At 69.2% G+C, this 20,337-nt stretch carries 15 protein-coding genes, 1 tRNA gene and 2 pseudogenes; 11 read left to right on the forward strand and 7 right to left on the reverse strand.

Going from position 1 to position 20,337, the window contains the following annotated elements:
* Nucleotides 1-99 precede the first annotated feature (99 nt).
* The 4 genes from PBV52_RS19840 to PBV52_RS19855 form a co-directional block, all read right to left on the reverse strand.
* Complete coding sequence (locus PBV52_RS19840; RefSeq protein ID WP_274239857.1) at nucleotides 100-1,446, reverse strand: DegT/DnrJ/EryC1/StrS family aminotransferase; 1,347 nt, start codon at nucleotides 1,444-1,446, stop codon at nucleotides 100-102.
* Between the two features lie 169 nt (nucleotides 1,447-1,615).
* Complete coding sequence (locus PBV52_RS19845; protein ID WP_274239858.1) at nucleotides 1,616-3,115, reverse strand: amino acid permease; 1,500 nt, start codon at nucleotides 3,113-3,115, stop codon at nucleotides 1,616-1,618.
* 179 nt (nucleotides 3,116-3,294) lie between these two features.
* On the reverse strand, nucleotides 3,295-4,755 hold the full coding sequence (locus tag PBV52_RS19850; protein WP_274239860.1) for an aldehyde dehydrogenase family protein: 1,461 nt from the start codon (nucleotides 4,753-4,755) through the stop codon (nucleotides 3,295-3,297).
* Entirely contained in the window at nucleotides 4,752-5,651 is a 900-nt protein-coding gene (locus tag PBV52_RS19855) for an NAD(P)-dependent oxidoreductase (protein ID WP_274239861.1), read from the reverse strand. The genes PBV52_RS19850 and PBV52_RS19855 overlap by 4 nt, the downstream gene beginning before the upstream one ends.
* Nucleotides 5,652-5,920: 269 nt before the next feature.
* Here PBV52_RS19855 and PBV52_RS19860 point away from each other — a divergent pair.
* The 7 genes and pseudogenes from PBV52_RS19860 to PBV52_RS19890 form a co-directional block, all read left to right on the forward strand.
* Nucleotides 5,921-6,403, forward strand: a pseudogene (locus PBV52_RS19860) (MFS transporter); the annotation flags it as partial.
* 394 nt (nucleotides 6,404-6,797) lie between these two features.
* Entirely contained in the window at nucleotides 6,798-7,271 is a 474-nt protein-coding gene (locus PBV52_RS19865) for a hypothetical protein (RefSeq protein ID WP_274239862.1), read from the forward strand.
* Between the two features lie 280 nt (nucleotides 7,272-7,551).
* Nucleotides 7,552-8,235 (forward strand): hypothetical protein, encoded by a 684-nt coding sequence (locus PBV52_RS19870; RefSeq protein ID WP_274239863.1) that lies wholly within the window; start codon nucleotides 7,552-7,554, stop codon nucleotides 8,233-8,235.
* A gap of 272 nt (nucleotides 8,236-8,507) precedes the next feature.
* The gene (locus tag PBV52_RS19875) at nucleotides 8,508-9,371 is read left to right on the forward strand and encodes a hypothetical protein (protein WP_274239864.1); all 864 of its coding nucleotides are present in this window, start codon (nucleotides 8,508-8,510) and stop codon (nucleotides 9,369-9,371) included.
* Nucleotides 9,364-10,791, forward strand: coding sequence for a hypothetical protein (locus PBV52_RS19880; protein ID WP_274239866.1), 1,428 nt, complete (start codon nucleotides 9,364-9,366; stop codon nucleotides 10,789-10,791). The genes PBV52_RS19875 and PBV52_RS19880 overlap by 8 nt, the downstream gene beginning before the upstream one ends.
* A 217-nt stretch (nucleotides 10,792-11,008) precedes the next feature.
* Nucleotides 11,009-11,081 (forward strand) — tRNA-Arg (locus PBV52_RS19885).
* A gap of 113 nt (nucleotides 11,082-11,194) precedes the next feature.
* Nucleotides 11,195-11,416, forward strand: coding sequence for a hypothetical protein (locus PBV52_RS19890; protein ID WP_274239868.1), 222 nt, complete (start codon nucleotides 11,195-11,197; stop codon nucleotides 11,414-11,416).
* A 150-nt stretch (nucleotides 11,417-11,566) separates the two neighbouring features.
* Here PBV52_RS19890 and PBV52_RS19895 read toward each other — a convergent pair whose 3' ends face one another.
* A complete protein-coding gene (locus PBV52_RS19895) occupies nucleotides 11,567-11,773 on the reverse strand; it encodes a hypothetical protein (protein ID WP_274239869.1) in 207 nt (68 codons plus the stop codon).
* A gap of 101 nt (nucleotides 11,774-11,874) precedes the next feature.
* Nucleotides 11,875-12,987: an endonuclease/exonuclease/phosphatase family protein gene (locus PBV52_RS19900; RefSeq protein ID WP_274239870.1), complete on the reverse strand. Its 1,113-nt coding sequence runs from the start codon at nucleotides 12,985-12,987 to the stop codon at nucleotides 11,875-11,877.
* Nucleotides 12,988-13,415: 428 nt separating this feature from the next.
* Between PBV52_RS19900 and PBV52_RS19905 the strand changes: the two are divergent.
* The 4 genes and pseudogenes from PBV52_RS19905 to PBV52_RS19920 form a co-directional block, all read left to right on the forward strand.
* Nucleotides 13,416-13,790: pseudogene (locus PBV52_RS19905) on the forward strand (N-acetyltransferase family protein); the annotation flags it as partial.
* Between the two features lie 344 nt (nucleotides 13,791-14,134).
* Nucleotides 14,135-14,413, forward strand: coding sequence for a hypothetical protein (locus tag PBV52_RS19910; RefSeq protein ID WP_274239872.1), 279 nt, complete (start codon nucleotides 14,135-14,137; stop codon nucleotides 14,411-14,413).
* Nucleotides 14,414-14,535: 122 nt separating this feature from the next.
* On the forward strand, nucleotides 14,536-15,972 hold the full coding sequence (locus PBV52_RS19915) for a DUF2252 domain-containing protein (protein ID WP_274239874.1): 1,437 nt from the start codon (nucleotides 14,536-14,538) through the stop codon (nucleotides 15,970-15,972).
* Between the two features lie 563 nt (nucleotides 15,973-16,535).
* Nucleotides 16,536-18,767, forward strand: a complete 2,232-nt coding sequence (locus PBV52_RS19920) for an arylsulfatase (RefSeq protein WP_274239876.1) — start codon at nucleotides 16,536-16,538, stop codon at nucleotides 18,765-18,767.
* 78 nt (nucleotides 18,768-18,845) lie between these two features.
* Here PBV52_RS19920 and PBV52_RS19925 read toward each other — a convergent pair whose 3' ends face one another.
* Nucleotides 18,846-20,183: a hypothetical protein gene (locus PBV52_RS19925; RefSeq protein WP_274239877.1), complete on the reverse strand. Its 1,338-nt coding sequence runs from the start codon at nucleotides 20,181-20,183 to the stop codon at nucleotides 18,846-18,848.
* Nucleotides 20,184-20,337: the final 154 nt, after the last annotated feature.

Raw genomic sequence — 20,337 nt, forward strand, 5'->3', positions numbered from 1 at the left:
CCTTGGGTGATGGCGTGCAGACGGGGAGAGCGGGGGCGGGGGTGCCCTTTGCTGGCCAGGCTAGATCTGCGGCGGGCGGAACGGGCACAGCTGCGCGCTTCACCCGGGCTGTACGGACTGCTGGGCGATCCACAGGTCGGGGCCGAGGCTCGCGCGCAGTTCGGCCGCTGCATCGGCGCTGGCCGGGCCCCGGTTGATCATCGCGTGATGGATGACGGCGGCGACCTGGGACATCGCGGCGACATCGGCTCCGCGCCGGATGATCTCCTGGGTGCCCAGCCGGATGCCCTGGGCGGCAGCGTCGGGCAGCTGCCAGGGCAGTCGGCAGGTGCCGGCGTAGATGCCATGGGCGGCCAGGCGGGCGACCGCGCCGACTCCGCCGCCCAGGGCCGTGGCGTCGATGACGACCTGGTGGGTACGGGTGTAGCCGCGGTCGGCGCCGACGACGGCGTAGCCGTGACCGGCCAGGTGCGCGGCCAGATGCTGGGCGGCGGTGATGGTGGGAGCGGCCCAGGACGGCTTCTGCTCAGCGGCCTCGGCGGCGGCGATGGCCAGCGGGCCCAGCCGGGCGGGGTCGTAGTTGGAGCTGAGGACCGGGTAGGCGGCGTGCGAGATCGCCTCGGCCAACTGTGGGTCGTTGGTGACGGCGGCGCCTCCGGCGGGCCCGGCGAAGGTCTTGTAGGTGGAGAAGCTGACCACGTGGGCGCCTTCGGCGAGCGGGTCCTGGACATAGCCGGCGGCGATGAGACCGGCGGCGTGGGAGGCGTCGTAGGCGAGCAGTGCGCCGATGCGGTCGGCGGCCTCACGTAGAACGCCGAGATCGTGGGGGAACAGGGTGACGCTGCCGCCGACCAGGATCAGCTTGGGCCGGTGCGTGGTGAGGAAGACGTCCAGGACGCGGGCGTCGACGTCGAGGTCGGCGCCGCTGTAGGGCAGATGGACGACGTTCAGGCCGCGCACGCCGGCGGTGGCGTGGGCATGATGGCTGGCATGGCCGCCGGCCTCCGGGGAGAGCACGGCGATGGTGTCGCCGGGCTGGGTGAAGGCGCTGTAGAGGGCCAGGTTGGCCATGGTCGCGGTCAGGAAGCGGACCTCGGCATGGGCGGCGCGCATGGCGCGGGCGACCTGGGTGGTGGCGATGACTTCGAGGGCCTCGATCTCCTGAACCCCGGTCTGGAGCTTTCCGCCGGGCCAGCCGAGCGCGGGGCGGGTGGACAGGGCACCGTCATGGGCGGCGCGCACCGCCGGGGACAGCACGTTCGTCCCGGCGTACAGCACGAGTCCCTCGGCGGCCAAGCGGTAGTGGTGGGCGTCCAGGGTGCGGCTGACCGCGTCGGTAACGGCCGTCGCACCCTGTTCGCAGTGCAGTGTCTCCAGTTCGTGCAGCCGCTGCCGGCTTGGGGCGTCGGCCCAGGGAGCGATGGCGGAAGACGGTGCGGTGTTCACGAGGAGGATCTCCTTGCTGGACGACAAGACGAGCGTTGGGGCGGGCTGCCGCCGTGGTTCGGCAGCCCGCCGCCTGCGGGCCAAGGGGAGGGGCCCGCGTGTCGCCGGTGCGGTCGGCGACAGATCGTGGGCCGGGCCGCCGGGAGTTGCCCGGCGGCCCGGCCGGGGGTCAGTCCGCGAGGCGCGCCCCGGACTCGTCGCCCGTTCCGGCGGCGACAGCCGAGGGGCTGGTGACCGGCTCCTGGGCGGCCCCGGCCGCTGCGGCGGCTTCGCGGGCGGCGATCTTCGGCTTGGCGTACAGGTAGCCGCCGATGAGCGCGGCCGCCCACACGGGCAGCGCGTACAGGGCGATCCGGTTGTCGGCGTCGAAGCCGAGGATGACGGTGACGAACGCGAGGAAGGCGATCACGAGCCAGCTCAGCGGGGTGGCCATGGGGAGTCTGAACCAGCTCTCGTGGACCTCCCCGCGGGTCAGGCGACGGCGGTAGATCATGTGGCAGACGATGATCACGAGCCAGCTCCAGATCGCACCGAGGGTTGCGACGGAGGAGATGTAGATGAACGCCTGGTCCGGCACGACCGCGTTGACCAGCACACCGATCATCATGGCGGCGCCTGAGGCCAGGATGGCCGCGGCGGGGACGTGGCCCTTGTTGACGGTGGAGAACCGGGCGGGGGCCACCCCGTCGGAGGCCAGCCGCTTGAGCAGGCGCCCGTTGCTGAACAGGCCGGAGCTGCAGGAGGACAGGGCGGACGTGAGGACGACGAAGTTCATGATGCTGCCGGCCGCCGGGAGCCCAATGTGGGTCAGCGCCTGCACGAACGGGCTCTCGCCCGCGTGGAACTCGGTCCAAGGGAACAGCGTCAGCAGGACGAGCAGGGAGCCGACGTAGAAGATGCCCACCCGCCACGGGATGGAGTTGATGGCCTTGGGCAGTACTTTGTCGCGGTTCTTGGTCTCGGCCGCGGTCATGCCGATCAGCTCGACGCCCTGGTAGGAGAAGACCACGATCTGGAAGGCGAGAAGCACGGCCATCCACCCGTTGGGGGCGGCGCCGCCGTGGTTCCACAGGTGCGCGAGTGTGCTCTGTTCGCCGGCCTCGCCGATGCTGAAGACCGCGACGAGGGTGCCGCCGACGATCAGGCCGAGGATCGCCACGACCTTGATGGACGCGAACCAGAACTCGGCCTCGCCGAATGCCCCCACCTTCAGCAGGTTCAGCAGCACCAGCGCCACCAGGACGACGAATGCGGTGACGTACTGAGGGATGGCGGGGAACCAGAAGTGGACGTAGATGCCCGCCGCGGTGATCTCGGCCATGCCGATCACCGTCCATGTGGTCCAGTAGCCCCAGCCGGTGATGAAGCCGTAGGCCGGGCCCATGAACTCGCGGGCGTACTCGGCGAAGCTGCCGCTGACCGGACGGTAGATCAGCAGCTCGCCCAGGGCGCGCATGATGATGTAGATGAACACGCCGGTGACTGCGTAGACGCCGATCAGGGCGGGGCCGGCCTTGGCGATGCCGCCGCCGGCGCCGAGGAAGAGGCCGACGCCGATGGCGCCGCCGACGGCGATCATCCGGATGTGACGCTTGGTCAGGCTCTGCGCGAGCCCGTCATCGGTGAGCTCGACGCCGTCGGCCGGCGGCGGAGAGATGGTGGCACCCATGGAGGAACTCCTTCGGGTACGGCGGAGCCGTCGCGCTGACAGGCGCCGCCGGAGCGGGGTTGGGGAACTGCGGTCCGGTGCGGGTCCGGGCTTGGGCGACGCCTGTCAGACGCCGTGCATGGTGCGGGTGCGCGCAGGGGTGACGCGCTGGAAGGTCCGACCCGTGAGGCCGGGGTGGATCAGGCCGTGTAGGCGATGGTGAAGCTCTTGTGCTGGGTGAAGCTCTCCAGCGCGCCGTCCACGGAGTACTCGCGACCCAGGCCGGACTGCTTGATACCGCCGTAGGCCATGCCGGGGATCTGCCCCCCGCCACGGTTGATCTGGATCCAGCCGGCCTCCAGCCGGTTGGCGGTGCGCAGCGCCTGGTCGATGTTCTTCGACCACACGTAGCCGGCCAGCCCGTAGGCGGAGTCGTTGGCCGAGGCCACGACCTCGTCCTCGTCGCGCCAGGGGATGACGACCAGGACCGGGCCGAAGACCTCTTCGCGGGTGATCTCCCAGTCGGCGTCGACGCCGCTGATGACGGTCGGCGCGACGTAGTAGCCGTCCTGGTCGACGGGCTTGTGTACACCGCCGGTGATCAGCTTACCGCCCTTGTCGAGGCCGGACCGGATGTAGCGGCAGACCTTGTCGTACTGCGTCTCGCTGACGATGGCGCCGATGTCGCTGTCCTCGTCCAGCGGGTCACCGATCTTCAGCTGGGCGAGCTTGTCGGTCAGCTTCTGCAGGAAGGAGTCGAAGATGTCCTCGTGCAGGTACAGGCGGGAGCCGGCAGTGCAGGACTGGCCCTGGCGGGTGAACCGCATGCCCATGATCACGCCGTCGACGGTGGTGTCGTCGTCGGAGTCGGAGAAGACGATGACCGGGGATTTCCCGCCCAGCTCCAGGGTGACCGGAACGATCCGGTCCGCGGCCGCCGCCAGGATGCTGCGCCCGACCCCGGTGGACCCGGTGAAGGTCAGCTTGGCGATGTCCGGGTGTGAGGCGATCCGCGCGCCCGCCACCGCACCCGAGCCGGACAGCACGTTCAGTACGCCGTCGGGCAGGATCTCCGCCGCCCACTGCGCCAGCCGCAGCACCCCGAGCGGGGCCAGCTCCGCGGTCTTCAGCACCAGCGTGTTGCCCATGGACAGCGACATGGCGATCTTCAGCGCGGACAGCTGCACCGGGGCGTTCCACGGGACGATGCCGCCTACCACGCCCAGCGGTTCACGCACGGTGTAGGACAGCAGGCCGTCGCCCAGCGGGAGTGTCTCGCCTTTCTGCTCGGAGGCGATCTGTCCGTAGTAGCGGAAGATGTCCACCGCCGAGGCGGCCTCGCCGCGGGCCTGCGTGCGCAGGGCGTTGCCGGTCTCGGAGGCGATGATCCTCGCCAGCTCCTCCTGGTGTTCCGCGATCTTGTCGCCGAGCTTGATCAGCAGGGCGCCGCGCTCGCGCGAGGGCCGTGCGCGCCAGGCCGGGAACGCCTCCTTGGCGGCAGCCACCGCGCGGTCCACGTCCGAGGCGCCGGACGCCGGGACCCGGCCGATGATCTCACGGCGGCCGGGGTTCTCCACCTCGATCCACTCGCCGGAGTCCGCGGGTCCCCACATACCGCCGATCAGCTGGTGGACGACGGGAATCTCAACGCTGGTGCTCACTTGCCGGTCTCCTTGGTCTGCAGGCGAACGCCGGCGAAGTCCTCGTAGAACTCGACGACGCTGGTGAAGTCCTTGCCGCCACGCCCCAGTTGGCGGCCGATGGAGAACAGGTCCCGCACCGCGTTCGACAGCGGCAGCGGCACCGGCCCCGAGGCAGCGGAGGAAAGGAAGAGCCCCAGGTCCTTGTGCATGAAGTCCAGGGCGAACCCGGTCGGCCGCTCGGTGGTGAAGAGGGTGCGCGGGAAGTAGTTAGAGAGCACGTTGCTGTTGGCGGAGCTCTTGGTCAGCACGCTCACCGCGGTGTCCAGGTCCACGCCCTGGCGCACGGTCGTGGTCAGTGCCTCGCCGAGCGCGGCGATGTTGATCGCCGTGATCAGGTTGTTGGCCAGCTTCACGACCTGGCCGCTGCCGCTGCCCCCGACATGTACGACGCTTCCGGCGTACGTCTGAAGCAGCGGGCGTACCTTCTCCAGGGCGGCCTCGTCACCGCCCACCATGATCGCGAGGGTGCCGGCCTCCGCGCCCTGCACGCCGCCGCTGACCGGCGCGTCCAGGAAGCCGACACCCTCCGTGGCGGCCGTCGCGGCCAGACGACGGGAGGTGTCCGGGTCGATCGTGCTGTGGTCGACGATCACCGCACCCTTCTCGGCGTGCGGCAGGATCTCACCGACCACCGACTCCACGATCACCGGCGTGGGCAGGCTCAGGAAGACCGCCTCAGCGCCCTCGGCGGCCTGGGCTGCCGACGCCACCGACCGCGCCCCCGCCTCCACCGCGGCCTGGACCGCGGCGGCGTTCAGGTCGAAAACCGCCACGTCATGGCCGGCCTTCACCAGATGGGCGACCACACGCCCCCCAATGTTCCCCAGCCCGACAAAGGCGACTGTTGCACTCATCCAAAGCTCCGATCTCAGCTGGCCTCCGACCTCGACCGCAGTCAGCGGCAGGGGGCGGAATCCGACGGTGCGCAGACCGTACGGCCAGCCTGAAATCGGTCACCACCGACCGATGCCGGGAGCTTCCCCGCCGTTCACTCGACATTTGTCGAAACACCGGTCGTGGCCTGGGAAACACCATGACCGAGGTGTTCGAACACAGCACGGGCGACCTCCTGGAGCAGATCGACCGCGGGGTCACCAAGATGAGCAGCAAGAACCTCGACCGGCTGCCCGCGGCCACCCTGATCGCCGATCACTTCGACTGGCACATGCTGTTCTGGACCTCCGCGGTCCTCGGCTCGTGTCCGTGGCGCTTGTAGTGACGATCGTTCCCGAGTCCGAGGTGCGCACCGGCGGGCGTTTCGGCCTCATGGGCGCGGTCGGGCTGGTCTGTCTGCTGCTGGCCGTGTCCAAGGGAGCCGACTGGGGCTGGAGCAGCGGAACCACCCTTGGCCTCTTCGCCGCCGCGGCGATCGTGCTGCTCCTATGGGGACGTTTCGAACTGCGCATCAGCGCGCCGCTGGTCGACCTGCCCACCACTGCCCGTCGCCAGGTGCTGTTCACCGACCTCACGTCCGTCGCCATCGGCTTCTCGACGATCGCGCTGCCCCTGGTCATGCCGCAGCTGCTGCAACTGCCCGAGCAAACCGGCTACGGCATGGGCCAGGACCTGCTGACCGTATCTGGTCATGGCCCCGATGAGCATGGTGGCAGCCGACGCCTCCCGCCCTCCCGTCGGCCATGAGGAGCGGCAGGGCGATGTCATCGACGAGGTGCTCCACGTAGCCGGAGTCCGTCGGGAGTCCTCGCACATGGGCCCGCTGAAGTCCGAGGCACCTCCCTCGTTCCAGAGCATCCGCATCGACGCGAGCACCGGCTTGGTCGCGGTGCGAGTGCGTCCCCTCCGCTGCGCGAAGTGCATTCAAGCGCGCGCATCTTCATCTTCCCTGGTCAGCGCAGGTGCATCCAAAGCGGTCAGTCGCAGCGCACCTGCGGCTGAATGCACATCCAACGGACTGGAGGACAGCGGGAGTTGTTGTTGTCTATGCTGTCGCCGCAGATCATGAATGCCACAGCTGACGTCGGCAGGGAAGGGGAGGTGCGGTGACCGACATCAATGCCTCCACGCACGACTTCCTGGATCAACTCAGCCGTCAGGCCGAAGAGTTCAGGAAGGAAGTCGAGGCAGCTCGGCGTGAGCGCGACGAGGCAGCAGCACGGCTCGTCACCCTCGAGAAGCGGCTGGCTGACAGCGAAGAGGCGCTGCGTGCCATGCGGTTCTACGCCGGCGACACCGCGCAGGACGCGACGAGCGACACGGAAACCGGCCCTGCGAACGGCCAGGGCGACACCCGGCCGCGGTCGATCGAGGAGGCCATCCTTCAGGTGCTGCGCGCAGAAGACGCCCTGTCCCCGCTGGACATTGCGCGGGGGGTCAACGCGCTCGGCCTGGCGAGTCCTGCCTCCAGCGTCCGGGCCCGCCTCAGCAAGCTCATCCAGCGAGGAACTCTCCAGCGCGACGACAAGTCCGGGTATTCACTCGTCGCGGCAGGAACGGAGGCCACCCAGGCCCCATAAAGATCCACACCACGCAGATCGGCCGCCGCAAGTCGCGAGCCCACGGCGGCCGATGGCGCATGCCCCCAGACAAGGGCTCACGCACCGGCGGCCAGCCTAGGCCATCCCGTCGGACCGACGTGAGCCCTTTCCGAAACAGTCGCCGACCTACCCGGCGACCAAAGGGACAAGGACCCACGAAATGAGCGCCTCCTCATCCAGGCGGGCCGGACGCTCCGACAATCGGAGCACCCGAGGCCGCGGCGCAAATGCAACATCCGGCGCCAAACCCTCCTACCGGATGCCTGCCGTCGGGATCCAGGCCGACCGGCAGATGGACCTTCTGGCCGCCGCGGTTGCGACGTGCGCAACCGGCCGCTCAGCCGTCAAGATCCGCGACTTCGTCCGTGAGACAGGGCTGGAGCAGCGCAATATCAGCCCCGCTCTGCGCTTCCTGACCGACACCGGCCTGCTGACGTCGGGCCCGGCCGGATGGGCGCCGACCATCGCCGGCGTGCGCGTCGGGCAGTCGTGGACCGCCAACCGCGAGGCCGCCAGGACGATCTTCGGGGAAGTCTGGCGTGACTCCTGGGTGTACCGACTCCTGATCAGCTCCGTGCAGCCGGGCGTCGCATACGGCATCGAGGACATCGCCAAAGCTATGAAGCCCTACCGGACCTCCACCCTGTCTCCGTGGGTCCACCTGGTGGACTGGCTCGAACTCGCTCGCTACGTCGAGCGCGACGGCGACGGAAACCTGCGCCTGTCGAAAACTGTCGACGTCGACGCCCGCACCGAAGAGACGGCTCACGACCAGAAGCGGGACCAGCCGCAGGCCTCGGCCACCGATCCGTCCGCCCCGCAACTGGGGCTGGTGCTTCCGCTGAGCATGGATCAGCTCGTGAAGCTGACCGCGGACGACTACGGCGCTGTCATGCGCTCGCTCGCGACGATCTACGACGTGCTGTCCCGCCAGCGGGCCTGACAGCTCCGTCGCCGAGCCGGCGCCCCTCCCTCGCCTTCATCACCTCTTTACGCGCGAGCGTTTGCGCATCGTGAGGACCCCCTCTCAGTCTGGTGTGTACTTACACCACGCTTGGAGGGTCGCCGCCTATGCCCGTCTCGCGCACGCCCAGACCCGATCGAACCTCGCCCGACGGCCCCGGCACGCCCGCGATCACCCCCGCGGACGTGACGCTGGCGCATGCCGTCGAACGAACCATCACCGTTTGGACCGCCATGACTTCCCAGGGACAAATGTCCCCACAGACCAGCCGCTCCTTCGGGCAAATGCTGGAGCGCTACCAGTACTACGCACACGCTCGCGGCATCCTCCTCATCGAGGACGTCACCGCCGACTTCGCCGAGGACTTCGTCTTCGCCCAGGGCCGCACCCGGCACGGACGGATCGGCGAGTCGGCCACCGCGACCCAGCACCAGCGCCGCGCCGTCCTGCGCTCCTTCTATCGGACCCTGCGCGAGCTGGGCCTCAGCGAGGCCGACCCCGCCCGGGACATCCGTCTGCCCGAGCGCACCCGGACCCTGGTCCGCCCGCTCGACGAGGACGAGGCCATCGCCTTGCGCCACGCCGCGGAGTACGTGACCAGACCGAGCCGGCACGCCGCAGCCGCAGCCCTCGCTCTCTCCGGCGGGCACACTGGCGAGATCGGCCACATCCGTGTGCGCGACCTCGACCCGGACGCCGCGGCCGTCTGGATGCACGGCTCCACCCGCACGGACCCGCGCTGGTGCCCCCTCGACGCATGGGCGCTGCGTGTGCTCCAGGGCAGAGCCGCTTTCGTCTCCCGGCAGCAGCGCAGCCCCGAAGCAGCAGCCGACGCTCGGCTCGCCGTCTCCTCCGCCCCCGCGCCGGACGAGCAGATGCAGGCCCGCGCCTGTGTCGCCCTGTCCGACCTGGTCCGCCGCATCGGCCTGGGCGCCGACCCGCGGGTCAAACCGGCCTCCCTGACGGCGTACGCCGCAGTACGGATCTTCGACAGCACTGGGAAAGTCGAGGACGTCGCACGCGGACTCGGGCTGCGTTCCCTGGACCGTGCCGCCGACCTTGTCGGCTACGACTGGGCGAACCCCGCGCCGGAAGGACAGAGCGCCCATGCCTGAGGACATCTTCGGGGACGCCGTCCCGCCGGCCCAGCGCACCCCACGCAAACGGGCCTTCAGTGACCAGGATCGCCGCACCCTCCACGAGCGTCTCACCGACTGCGCCTTCAACCCCGACCTCTACGAACTCGCCGAGGCACTCCCGCCACCCGGCAAAGTCGGCAGACCTCGCGACTATCCCGACGTCGCGTTCCTCTACTTCCTGGCAGCCCGCAGCGTGCTGGCCTCCGCTCGCCGCACTGCGGCGCACCTCGAGGACCCGGAGGTGTGGGCGATCCTGAAGACCGGGGTACGCGCAGAACTCGGCCGCACGGCATCTGCGCTCCTCCCGGAAGCAGGCCCGAGCCGCTCCCAGTGGCTCCGCGCCCAGCAACGCTTGCGCGAGCACTCACACGATCTGTGGGACTTCTACCGCGTACTCGCCCTCGACCAAGCGCTGGAACAGGGCATCTTTCCCGAGAACGAAACCCGGTCCTGGAGCAACCCGCAACGGCGCCAGTTGATAGCCGCCGACGGCACGGTCCTGAAATCCCCGACCCTGGCCCGAGCCAGTGAAAGCGTGGACATGACGACCGGCGAAGTCCGCTATCACCGCGTCGACCCCGCCTCCGTCTCGCAGAAGGAAGGCGGAGGAAATGAGGTTTACGGCCCGAAGTACGTTTTTTTCTCCGCCCGAAAGGATGAAAACTACCTGTCGCGGGTCTTTCTGGACTCACGATACGTACCCCATCTCCACCCTGGCGGAGAGGCCGCCGTCGCCGTCGAAGGGGTCATCGACATCATGTCCACAGCCCCTGGCTGCATGGGCGTCCTGTACGACGGTGCCATCCGCGGCGTACACCGCGACGCCATCGCCAGATTTGGCGGCCTCATCATCAACAAACAGCACAAGGGCAACGAGCCGCAGTTTTACGCATCGCTCCGCCCCGGTCGCTGCATCCACGAATTATGGGCGGCCGGCGGACGTATCGCGGAGAAAGTCCACTACGCGGACGGAACGGCAGAACTCGTCCCGGCGCCGATCAAGCGACTGGAACGACGCGGATCCCGGACATTCCGCTGGTACCACGTTCTGGCCATACCGTGCCGCCACGGAGTCCACGAGCACAGAGTCGCTGTCGGGACGACGAGCCGAAAGGGAGAGCGTCCGCCCGGTGAAAGCGACGAGGAACGCGGCTTCCACCGCGCCGAGCACCTGCAGCAGATTCCGGAATTCACCCGCACCCATCAGCTGGTCTACCCCTACCGCAGCGACGCGGAGTCGGGTCACTCACAACTCGACGCCTCCCTGTGGAACGGACGTCTCATCTCCTACGGAGTCGAAGCCCAGCAACTCCTGACCCTCGGATTCGTCCTGGCCCAAAACTCGACCAGCCGCACACTGCACAAGGGAGGCCCCATGCTTAGCCACACAGCCTGACCTGTCCCCTCCGCCACCCAGCTCCCCAACACCAGCGCCCGCCCGAGCCCCGATCCGGTACCCTGTGGATCGAGCGCTCCGGCGGGCGCTGCGCCGTACCACGCGGGCTCCGCGTGACCCTACGACGTAGCGGCCTACCCCAGATCGCTCAGGGCTTGACCAAGAGACCTGGCCGTGACTCGTCAGCAAGATCCGCGCAAGGTTTCGCACAAGCCCCGCCTTCGTAGCTCAGGGGATAGAGCACCGCTCTCCTAAAGCGGGTGTCGCAGGTTCGAATCCTGCCGGGGGCACAGAGAAACACCAGGTCAGGGGCTCTTTCGTCCAGCGGACGGGAGGGCCCCTGCGCTTGCAGCACACATATGGCACAAATGCCGTGCGCGCGGACGGCGGGGAGCTGTGCAGGATGCCCGTCAAGGATGAACTGGCCCGACGCCGGCACGAGAAGCTGGTCGACCCGCTTGAGTCGCTGATGCGGACCGCCCTCAGGCCCGAGTACCAGGGCTACTACGGACAGCTGATCCTGAGCGGCGATGACCTTGCGGAGATGGGCAAGCTCAAGGACGTCGGCGTGCCGCTCGGGAGGCGGGACGCCGTCTCGGCTGGAAGACGACCACCCGTCTCGTAGGTGGCCGGCTGTTCGTGCTCGAGCCGCCCCACCGCAACAGTGCGGTGGGGCGGCCCCTTCAGTTACGGCTCCCCGGCACGGATTGGACACGCATCACGCGACGTCCTCCTCAGGGCGGCCACCGCCTCGGCGGCCTCGCGGGCCTTCCGCTCAGTCTTCTCCAGCTTGGCCTTCGCCTTGGCCAACTGCTTGGATCGCCGCTTGTGCACCTTTTTTTGAGACCTCGTCCAGACGGTCCGGGAAGAGGTACCCGTACGTGCCCAGGGTCAGCGTCGCGGACTTGCCGGCCTCTCCCTGTGAGCGTTCAGGGATTTCCCCACGATCGATGCCTTGAGCGATCGATGCCTTGAGCGTCACGTAATTCCCCAGGCGGAGGCCCCCGATGGCGAAGGGGTGCCCGTTTGGAGGGCGTGATGGGGCAACCCCTCATGAAGGGCCTGCTCCTGTGCGGGTGTCATTCAACGCAGCAGGAGCACGCTCCTGACCCCGGCGTGGTCGGAGGGCCACAGTCCTGACGGAGTGCGGTCGGCCTGGGTGTCGCCCACCCGGTTGCTCGCCAGTGCGGTGACGTTGCCGCGGAAGAGCACGTAGTCGATGCGCTGGGCGAGGCTGGACGTGGGGTTGATCAGGTTGGCGGCCTGGCAGCAGGAGAAGCCGGGGTTGCCGGGGCGGGTGGCGGTCCAAGCGTCGGTGAAGCCGGCGGCCAGCAGGTGGTTGTAGGTCTGGGTGGCGGTCCCCGGTGTTGCGCCGACTCCGCCGGCGGCCGAGTTGAGGTCGCCGAGAAGCACAGTGGGGAGTGTGGTGTTCAGCGCGCCGGAGAGCAGTTCGTCGGCCTGTGCTTCCTGGACGGTGGGAGAGGCGGGCTCCAGATGGGTGGTGACCACCCTGGTGGTGTTGCCGCGCACGGTGGCGTCGGCAGCGACCCAGCCGCGCTCGACCCGGATGGGGACGTTGCCGGGCGGAACACAGCCGAACAACGGGCGGCAGATGGGCACGTGGGCCTGGAACCGGGCCGCCTGAGGGTTGGCCACGGAGAAGACGCTTGCGGGCAGGTCGGTGCGGGCCAGGAGCACGTCGCGGTCAGTGAGCCGGATGTCCTGCAGACCGCCGCCGGGCAGGGAACGCGGGGCCTCGAAGTCGCTGCCGACGGTGACGGTGGCCACGGCCGCGTAGTGCTTGCCCCGGGAGGCAAGCTTGTCGAGCAGGATCTGCAGGAAGTCGTACTCGACGTGGGTGGCACTGCCCGGTCCGGCTGGAGTCTGGCTGCGCCACAGCACGGCTTCCTGGAGGCCCACGAGGTGGGGGTCGCTGTCGGCGATCTCGTCGGCCAGTGCCTCGGCGCGCTCGGGGAAGTTCGTCGCCTGGACGTTCGCGTATACCGCGGTCACCGCGGCGACGAGCGCTTGTGGGTTACCGGCGGCGAGGACGGGCGCGAGGTCGGCACCCAGGTAGAGGTTGCGGGTCATGACCCGCAAAGGGGCGGGGGCCTCGGCGGCCGAGGCCGCAGGGAGTGACCCGGGTGTGAGGAGCAGGAGCGCGCCCAGGGCGGCTGTGAACCAACGGCGGAACATACAAGCAGACCTTTCGACGCATAGGCTGTTAAAGCGCCTATCTTCGGCAACAGCTAAGGCGGCCGGCCGCGATGTGTCGATCCAGATGTAGGCCGGGTAGCCGAAGCTCTTCGGCCCGGATCCCGACCGCCTTCCGTCGCAACAGGGCGCTCGCAATCGCCCAACTCGCGCTCGCCCAGCTCCACCAGGGAGACCGGAGCCGGCAACCCCACCGCCGCCGACGTGTTCACGATCATGGACGGCGGCACTCTCCCCGGGGCCGCATGCGCACCCTCATCGGCGACTTCCACCGGGGCCTGTTCGTCCTGGCCCCCTCCGCCTCCTACGCACGAGACTGGGCAGACCGCATGCGGACCACATGGAGTCGAGCGTGATCGATCGACCTGCGTCATTTCCGGCACGGAAGCCTCCCTGAGGGCTTCCGGCAGATGCTCATCGACGTGCACGCCGACGCCGACGCCGATCAGATGGACGGCCCCTTCCACCAGCGCTTCGCCTGGTTCGTCGACCACTGAACCGGCATGGACGGCTTCTCCTGCGTCGTGGCGTACGACGCGGACGAGCCGGTCGGCTTCGTCTACGGCGCCCCGCTCGCCCCAGGCCGCGAATGGTGGCGTTCCACCGACTACAAAGCCGAGCAACGGCTACAGCTCCACCTACGCCGTCTCGGAGGTCATGGTGCGCCCTGGCTGTCGCAAGCAGGGCATCTCCGAACGACTCCACGAGGCGCTGCTGAAGGAACGCACGGAGGACCTCGCCCTGTGCTCCTGGTCGACGTGACCCACCCCAAGGTCCGGGCCCTGTAGGAGTCGTGGGGATACGCCAAGGTCGGCGAGCAGCGGCCGTTCGCCGATTCCTGACGAGCTGTAGTCAGAGCTTCAGGTTCGAAGGAGCGGGAGGCGAGCTCAGCGCCTCGCGATCCTCGCCAGCGGTGTCGGCATGGATTTCTCAGTCTGTGTTCTCGCGCTTGTCGCGTCTCTTCGGTGCGCCGGCGAAGCGGCAGCTCGTGGTCTTGACCCGGAAGAGCCACTGGGGGCAACCCGCCTTGGTCCACAAGCGCGTCCTCCGTCGAGCACGGAGCTGGGAGGCGGCGTCCTGGGCCGTTGGTCGGGATGCGCGGTGATTCCCCCCGTTGGATGGTGGAGTCATGAACCACCACCAGTCCCATCGGACGATCGAGATCGACACCCGGCTCCTCACGACCGGTGCCGTGCTCACCGCGGCCGGTGCCGTGGTGGCATGCGCCGGCATGGCTATCGGGGCCTTCGCCGTGTTCACGGCAGGTCGGCGCATGATCCGCGACATGGACGTGCGCCCGGCCCAGCAGGCGGCCATGAAGTGGCAGCAGGCCAAGGAGGCTTCCCGAGCCGGTATGCAGGCGTGGCATTCCGCGTCCGACGCTCAGAACGGATCGCTCGCCCGCTAGTCCGGCGAAACCGCTCCACCCACCGGGTCCCGGGCCCGGTGGGTCCACAGAACTGCCCTTCCGTCCGACGTGCCCCGTGCCGGGCGTCCAAGCGGCCGCAGGACCAGGCAGGAGGGTCTTCGATGTCCCAGGACGCGACCACAGCCATGCGCGCGACACCCCACACCACGCCCGAGGACCGTGCCGCTCTCGGCAAGGAGGCGCGGCGCCGCTCACCGCGATCGGGCCACGCCGCGTACACCCCGTCTCCTGGCCGGCCGGACCCGTTGACGATCCTGGAGGCCCAGTCCGCGGCACGGGTGCCCGAACTCGTCCCGATCCGCTACGGCCGGATGATGGAGTCCCCGTTCCGCTTCTACCGGGGCGCCGCCGCGATCATGGCGTCCGACCTGGCCGACAGCCCGGTCTCGGGACTCACGGCCCAGCTGTGCGGGGACGCGCACCTGCTGAACTTCCGACTACTCGCCTCGCCCGAGAGGCGGTTGATGTTCGACATCAACGACTTCGACGAGACGCTGCCGGGCCCCTGGGAGTGGGACGTCAAGCGGCTCTCGGCGAGTCTCGTCATCGCGGGCCGGGCGAACGGCTTCGACGACGCCGAGCGCGCCCGCATCGTGAGCTCCACGGTCCGTTCGTACCGTGAGGCGATGATCCGCTTCGCGGGCACGGGCAACCTCGACGTCTGGTACGCGAAGATCGACGCGGACCTCCTCGAGACCCTGGCCACGGGCCGGCTCGACGCAACGAAGCGCGGTCGGAAGAACCTGGCCCACGCCATGACGAAAGCCCGTACCCGCGACAGTCTGCAGGCTTTCGACAAGCTCACAGAGACGGTCGACGGCGAGCCCAGGATCGCGGCGGATCCCCCGCTGCTCATCCCGGCCGGCGACCTGCTGCCGGACGTCGAACGCAGCGCGCTGGAGCGCCAGTTCCGCGGTCTCATCGAGCGGTACGGCCGCACGCTCGCCTCCGACCGGCGCACGCTCCTGGCGGATTACCGACTGGCCGACGTCGCCCGCAAGGTGGTCGGCGTCGGCAGCGTCGGCACCCGATGCTGGATCTTCCTCCTCCTCGGCCGGGACGACCAGGACCCGCTCTTCCTCCAGGCCAAGGAGGCCGACACCTCCGTACTCGCCGAACACGTCGGCACCAGCCGGTACCGCAACCAGGGCGAACGGGTGGTCTCGGGCCAGCGGCTGATGCAGGCCACGAGCGACATCTTCCTCGGCTGGGAACGGGTGGACGGGATCGACGGCAAGCAACGCGACTTCTACGTCCGCCAGTTGCGCGACTGGAAGGGCATCGCCATGCCGGAGAGGATGCGACCGAAGGACATGCGGGCGTTCGGCGAACTGTGCGGGGACACGCTCGCTCGTGCGCACGCGCGGTCCGGCGACCGCATCGCGATCGCCGCGTACCTGGGCAGCGGCGACTCCTTCGACCGGGCACTCGCCACCTTCGCCGAGGCATACGCCGACCAGAACGAGCGCGACCACCAGGCCCTGGTCGACGCCGTGCGCGCCGGCCGGCTCCGCGCGGAAGAGCTGCCGACGGCCTGACCCGGGACAGGACGCCCGGCTCACCCTGCCGCTCATCAGCAGATCCTGGAAGTCCCGCTGCCGAGGGGCCTCCAGCCAGAGCGGATTCAGCACATCACCGCGACAAGCCGCCGACTGGCTGCCTTGGAGGACAGGCCGCCGGCCGCGGCGAGGGCGTGCAGCACGGGTTGCAAGAACAACTACGCGGCCTCCCTGCTGCGTCGTTCGCCTACGACGCGCTCCAGGCCGACACCGCCTACCACGCCCCCGGTCGCCGTGGTGACGGTGGCGACCTAGCGTGGAAGTGCGCGGGTCGCACCCCAGCCAACGGCCGACGACAGGGCCTGTTGCCCGGCCATCCGATCGGGATCGCATGTCGGCGACAGGGCTCTGTTGTGACAGCCCATGCACACACATCACCGGTTCTCGCGCCGGCTGGTGGGACGGAGGCCGGAATGTCGCAGGCATCGTGGAATGAGTACAGGCCGGGGCAAGGGTTTCCAGGAGTGGTGGGGCGGACGACGGAGGAGTCGAGCCCGGCGTGGCCACAGCCGGTGCGGGCGGTGCCAGGTGCACCGAACGTGATGCTGATCGTGTTGGACGACACCGGGTACGGGCAGTTCGGCTGTTACGGGAGCCCGATCGAGACGCCGAATCTGGATGCGCTGGCCGCGGGCGGGCTGCTGTACAACAACATGCACACCACCGCGCTGTGCTCGCCGTCGCGTTCGTGCATCGTGACGGGCCGCAACCATCATGCGAACGGGATGGCGGCGATCACGGAGCTGGCCACCGGATTTCCCGGCTACAACGGGCAGATCCCGTTCGAGAACGGGTTCCTCTCCGAGATGCTGCTGCAGCATGGTTACAACACGTACATGGTCGGCAAGTGGCACCTGATGCCCTCGGAACAGGAGTCGGCCGCGGGGCCCTACGACCGGTGGCCGCTGGGGCGGGGCTTCGAGCGGTTCTACGGGTTCCTTGGCGGCGATTCCAGCCAGTGGTATCCGGACCTGGTGTACGACAACCACCAGGTCGAGCCGCCGGCGACGCCGGAGGAGGGCTACCACCTGACGGAGGACCTGGTCGAGCGGGCGATGTCGTTCATCGCCGACGCCAAGCAGGTCGCCCCGGACAAGCCGTTCTTCCTGAACCTGTGCCCCGGCGCCACCCATGCCCCGCACCATGTGCCGACGGAGTGGGCGGACCGCTACCGGGGACGGTTCGACGACGGCTGGGACGCCTACCGCGAGCACACCTTCGACCGACAGAAGCAACTCGGCGTGGTGCCCGCGGACGCACAGCTGTCCCCGCACGATCCGGACGTGCCCGCTTGGGAGTCGCTGGCCCCCGAGGCGCGGCGGCTGGCCGCGCGGATGATGGAGGTCTACGCCGGGTTCCTCTCCCACACCGACCACCACATCGGGCGGCTGCTGGACTTCCTGAAGGAGACCGGCGAGTTCGACAACACGCTGATCATGGTGGTCTCCGACAACGGGGCGAGCGCCGAGGGCGGGGTGACCGGCACCACCAACGAGATGCAGTTCTTCAACAACGCGCCCGAGACGCTGGAGGAGAGCCTGGCGCGGATCGACGAGCTCGGCGGCTCCAGCACGTTCAACCACTACCCGTGGGGCTGGACATGGGCGGGCAACACCCCCTTCCGGCGGTGGAAGCGGGAGACCTACCGCGGCGGCGTCAGCGATCCCTTCCTCGTGCACTGGCCCGACGGTATCCGGGCCCGCGGTGAGGTCCGCGCCCAATTCGCGCACATCATCGACATGGTCCCCACCGTTCTGGACGTGCTCGGGATCGAGCCGCCCGCGAGCATCCGGGGCGTCACCCAGTCGCCCCTGCACGGGGTCAGCTTCGCCCACACCTTCGACGATGCCACCGCGGCGAGTCGCCACCGCACCCAGTACTACGAGATGTTCGGGCACCGGGCGATCGACCACAACGGATGGCGGGCGATCTGCCCCTGGCCCGGCCCCTCCTTCGCCGAGGCCGAGCGGCCGTTCGGCACGCCGATCACCATGGCGGACCTCGACGACCTCGACGCCCACCACTGGGAGCTCTACCACGTCGACAAGGACGTCGCCGAAACCATGAACCTCGCCGAAGAGCACCGCAGCAAACTGATCGAGATGATCGCCCTGTGGTACGTGGAGGCCGGCAAGTACAACGTGCTACCGATCGACGGCAGCGCCCTTGAGCGCCTGATGCTCGAACGCCCGCAGATCACGCAGGCCCGGAGCGGCTACACCTTCCGCCCTGGCACCCAGGTCCTGCCGGCCGCGGTCGCGCCCCGGGTCCTCAACCGTCCGCACAGTGTCACCGCCGACGTCGAGATCCCGCCCGGCGGCGCGGCGGGCGTCCTTCTCTGCCAGGGCGCCAACGCCGGCGGCTGGACCTTCTATGTGAAGGACGGGCACCTGCACTACGCCCACAACTACGTCCAACGGGCCCTGTACCACGTGGGCTCGCGCGAGAAGGTGCCCGAAGGACGGCACACACTGCGCTTCGAGTTCGAGCCCACCGGCGCCCCGGACATCGCCCACGGCAAGGGCGCATCCGGCCGGGCCCAGCTGTACATCGACGGCCGCCTGGTCGGCGAGACCGACATGCCGTTCACCACCCCGGTCGCCTTCAACCCGGGCGGCATGGCCTGCGGCGCAAACCCGGGATCGGCCGTCACCCCGGACTACCGGGCACCGTTCCGGTTCACCGGCACCCTGCACACCGTCACCGTCGACCTGTCCGGCGACCTGATCGTCGACGCCCCCAGCGAGATGCGCATGCACATGGCCCGCCAGTAGCCGTCTCCCCCTCGTGGGGTGCGAATCCGCTCTGTCCTGGGCGCACCCCGGAGGGCGGGAAACTCGCGTGGCAGAACGTCACTCGCCGCCCTCCGTCCGCTGTGCCACCCGCTCGGCATCAGTGGTGGCGCGGCCGGTGGCGGCGAGGAGTGCGAGCAGTGCGAGCACGGCCAGCAGGATGACGACCAGCAGCAGGATGGTCAGAGCCGTCGGGTGGTTCCAGAGCGCGAAGACCAGGGCCACGATCAGCAGGGCGGCCAGGGCGATCCACCGGCGGTGGGCCTGGGTCCAGGTGCCCACCCGGCCGGTGCGGACCTGGTGGGCGTACGCCCACTGTGCCGCGGAGCCCGCGGCGCGCTCGGATGTACCCCGGACAGCGCGCGGCAGTCGTCCGGGGCCGATCAGGTAGGCGCCGAGCGCGATGATCACACCTAGCACGATCGCCGTGCGCAGGCTGACCCTCAGGAAGTGCAGCAGGGTGTCGAAGACGGCTGCCGCGGCGGCCTCCGACTGAACCTGGGGCGGGAGATGATCCAGGTAGTAGCGGCGGGCGATGACCAGGACGATGGCCACGACCAGGCAGGCGAACGCCGCGCCGAGAGCCGTACGGGCCAGGGCCCGGCGGCGCCGGTGGGCCAGCAGCACACCGGCCGCGCCGATCACCACGACGATCACGGGAAACCAGTTCCCGACCACGTCCAGCAAGTGGGCGCCCTTGCGGATCTTCTCCAACTGGTCGGACTGGAAGAGCACCATCTGCTTGTCGACGTCGGGGATCTTGGAGGCCGGGGACAGCCCGGCGTCCACGAGCGCCTGTTTGACCTGGTCGACGGCTTCGCCGACGTCGAGGGTGACCGTCCCGCCGTCCACGCCCACGGCGCCACGGCCCTCGCCGGTGAGCGCGTGCACGACCGCGGCGTGGGCGTTGCGGTTGGCGTTCGTCCAGATCCGCTCGAAGCGGTCGCTCTGCACGAAGCGGGTGGCCACCTTCTCGACCGTGCCGTTGACCGCGGAGTCGAGCTGCGGGCCCAGTCCCTTCACGGCCTGCGCGGCGCGTGGCGGCAGGCCCTGCGACTGCAGCCACGCGGCGATGTCCGCGGCGGCCTGGCTACCGTCCACCCGCACGTCGGCGGCATGGGTGATGCGCTTGACCGCCGCGTCCTCGATCGCCGGATCCGAGGCCAGCGGCGAGACCGTTTCCACGTACCGGTCGGTGTCCAGCGCGATGTCGTGCACCCACACCGTGAGCAGCGCGACCGGCACGAGGATGCAGGTGAGCACGATGAGCACCGCCGAGGCGGTATTTCGCGTGATGCGTACGGCCGTCGAGCCGTGCTTGGGTTCACTTCCCGCCGCATCACCCGCGCCCCCCTCTGAGGCGGCATCCGGCTCGGACGGCTCGTGCGGGCTGGTCATGGGGGCTCCAGGGCTCCTGGGTGAATTGCCTAACTCCCATTTCCGCCGCTGTACGGCGGGACGGCCCGCCCAGGTGGGCCGTTCGGGCCAAACGCGGTCAACCGCCTGGGGCCGTGCCCCCCTGCTCTACGGATGAGGTCCTCGCCGGTCGTAC

It is taken from the genome of Streptomyces sp. T12, from assembly GCF_028736035.1.
In the GTDB taxonomy this organism is placed as follows: domain Bacteria; phylum Actinomycetota; class Actinomycetes; order Streptomycetales; family Streptomycetaceae; genus Streptomyces.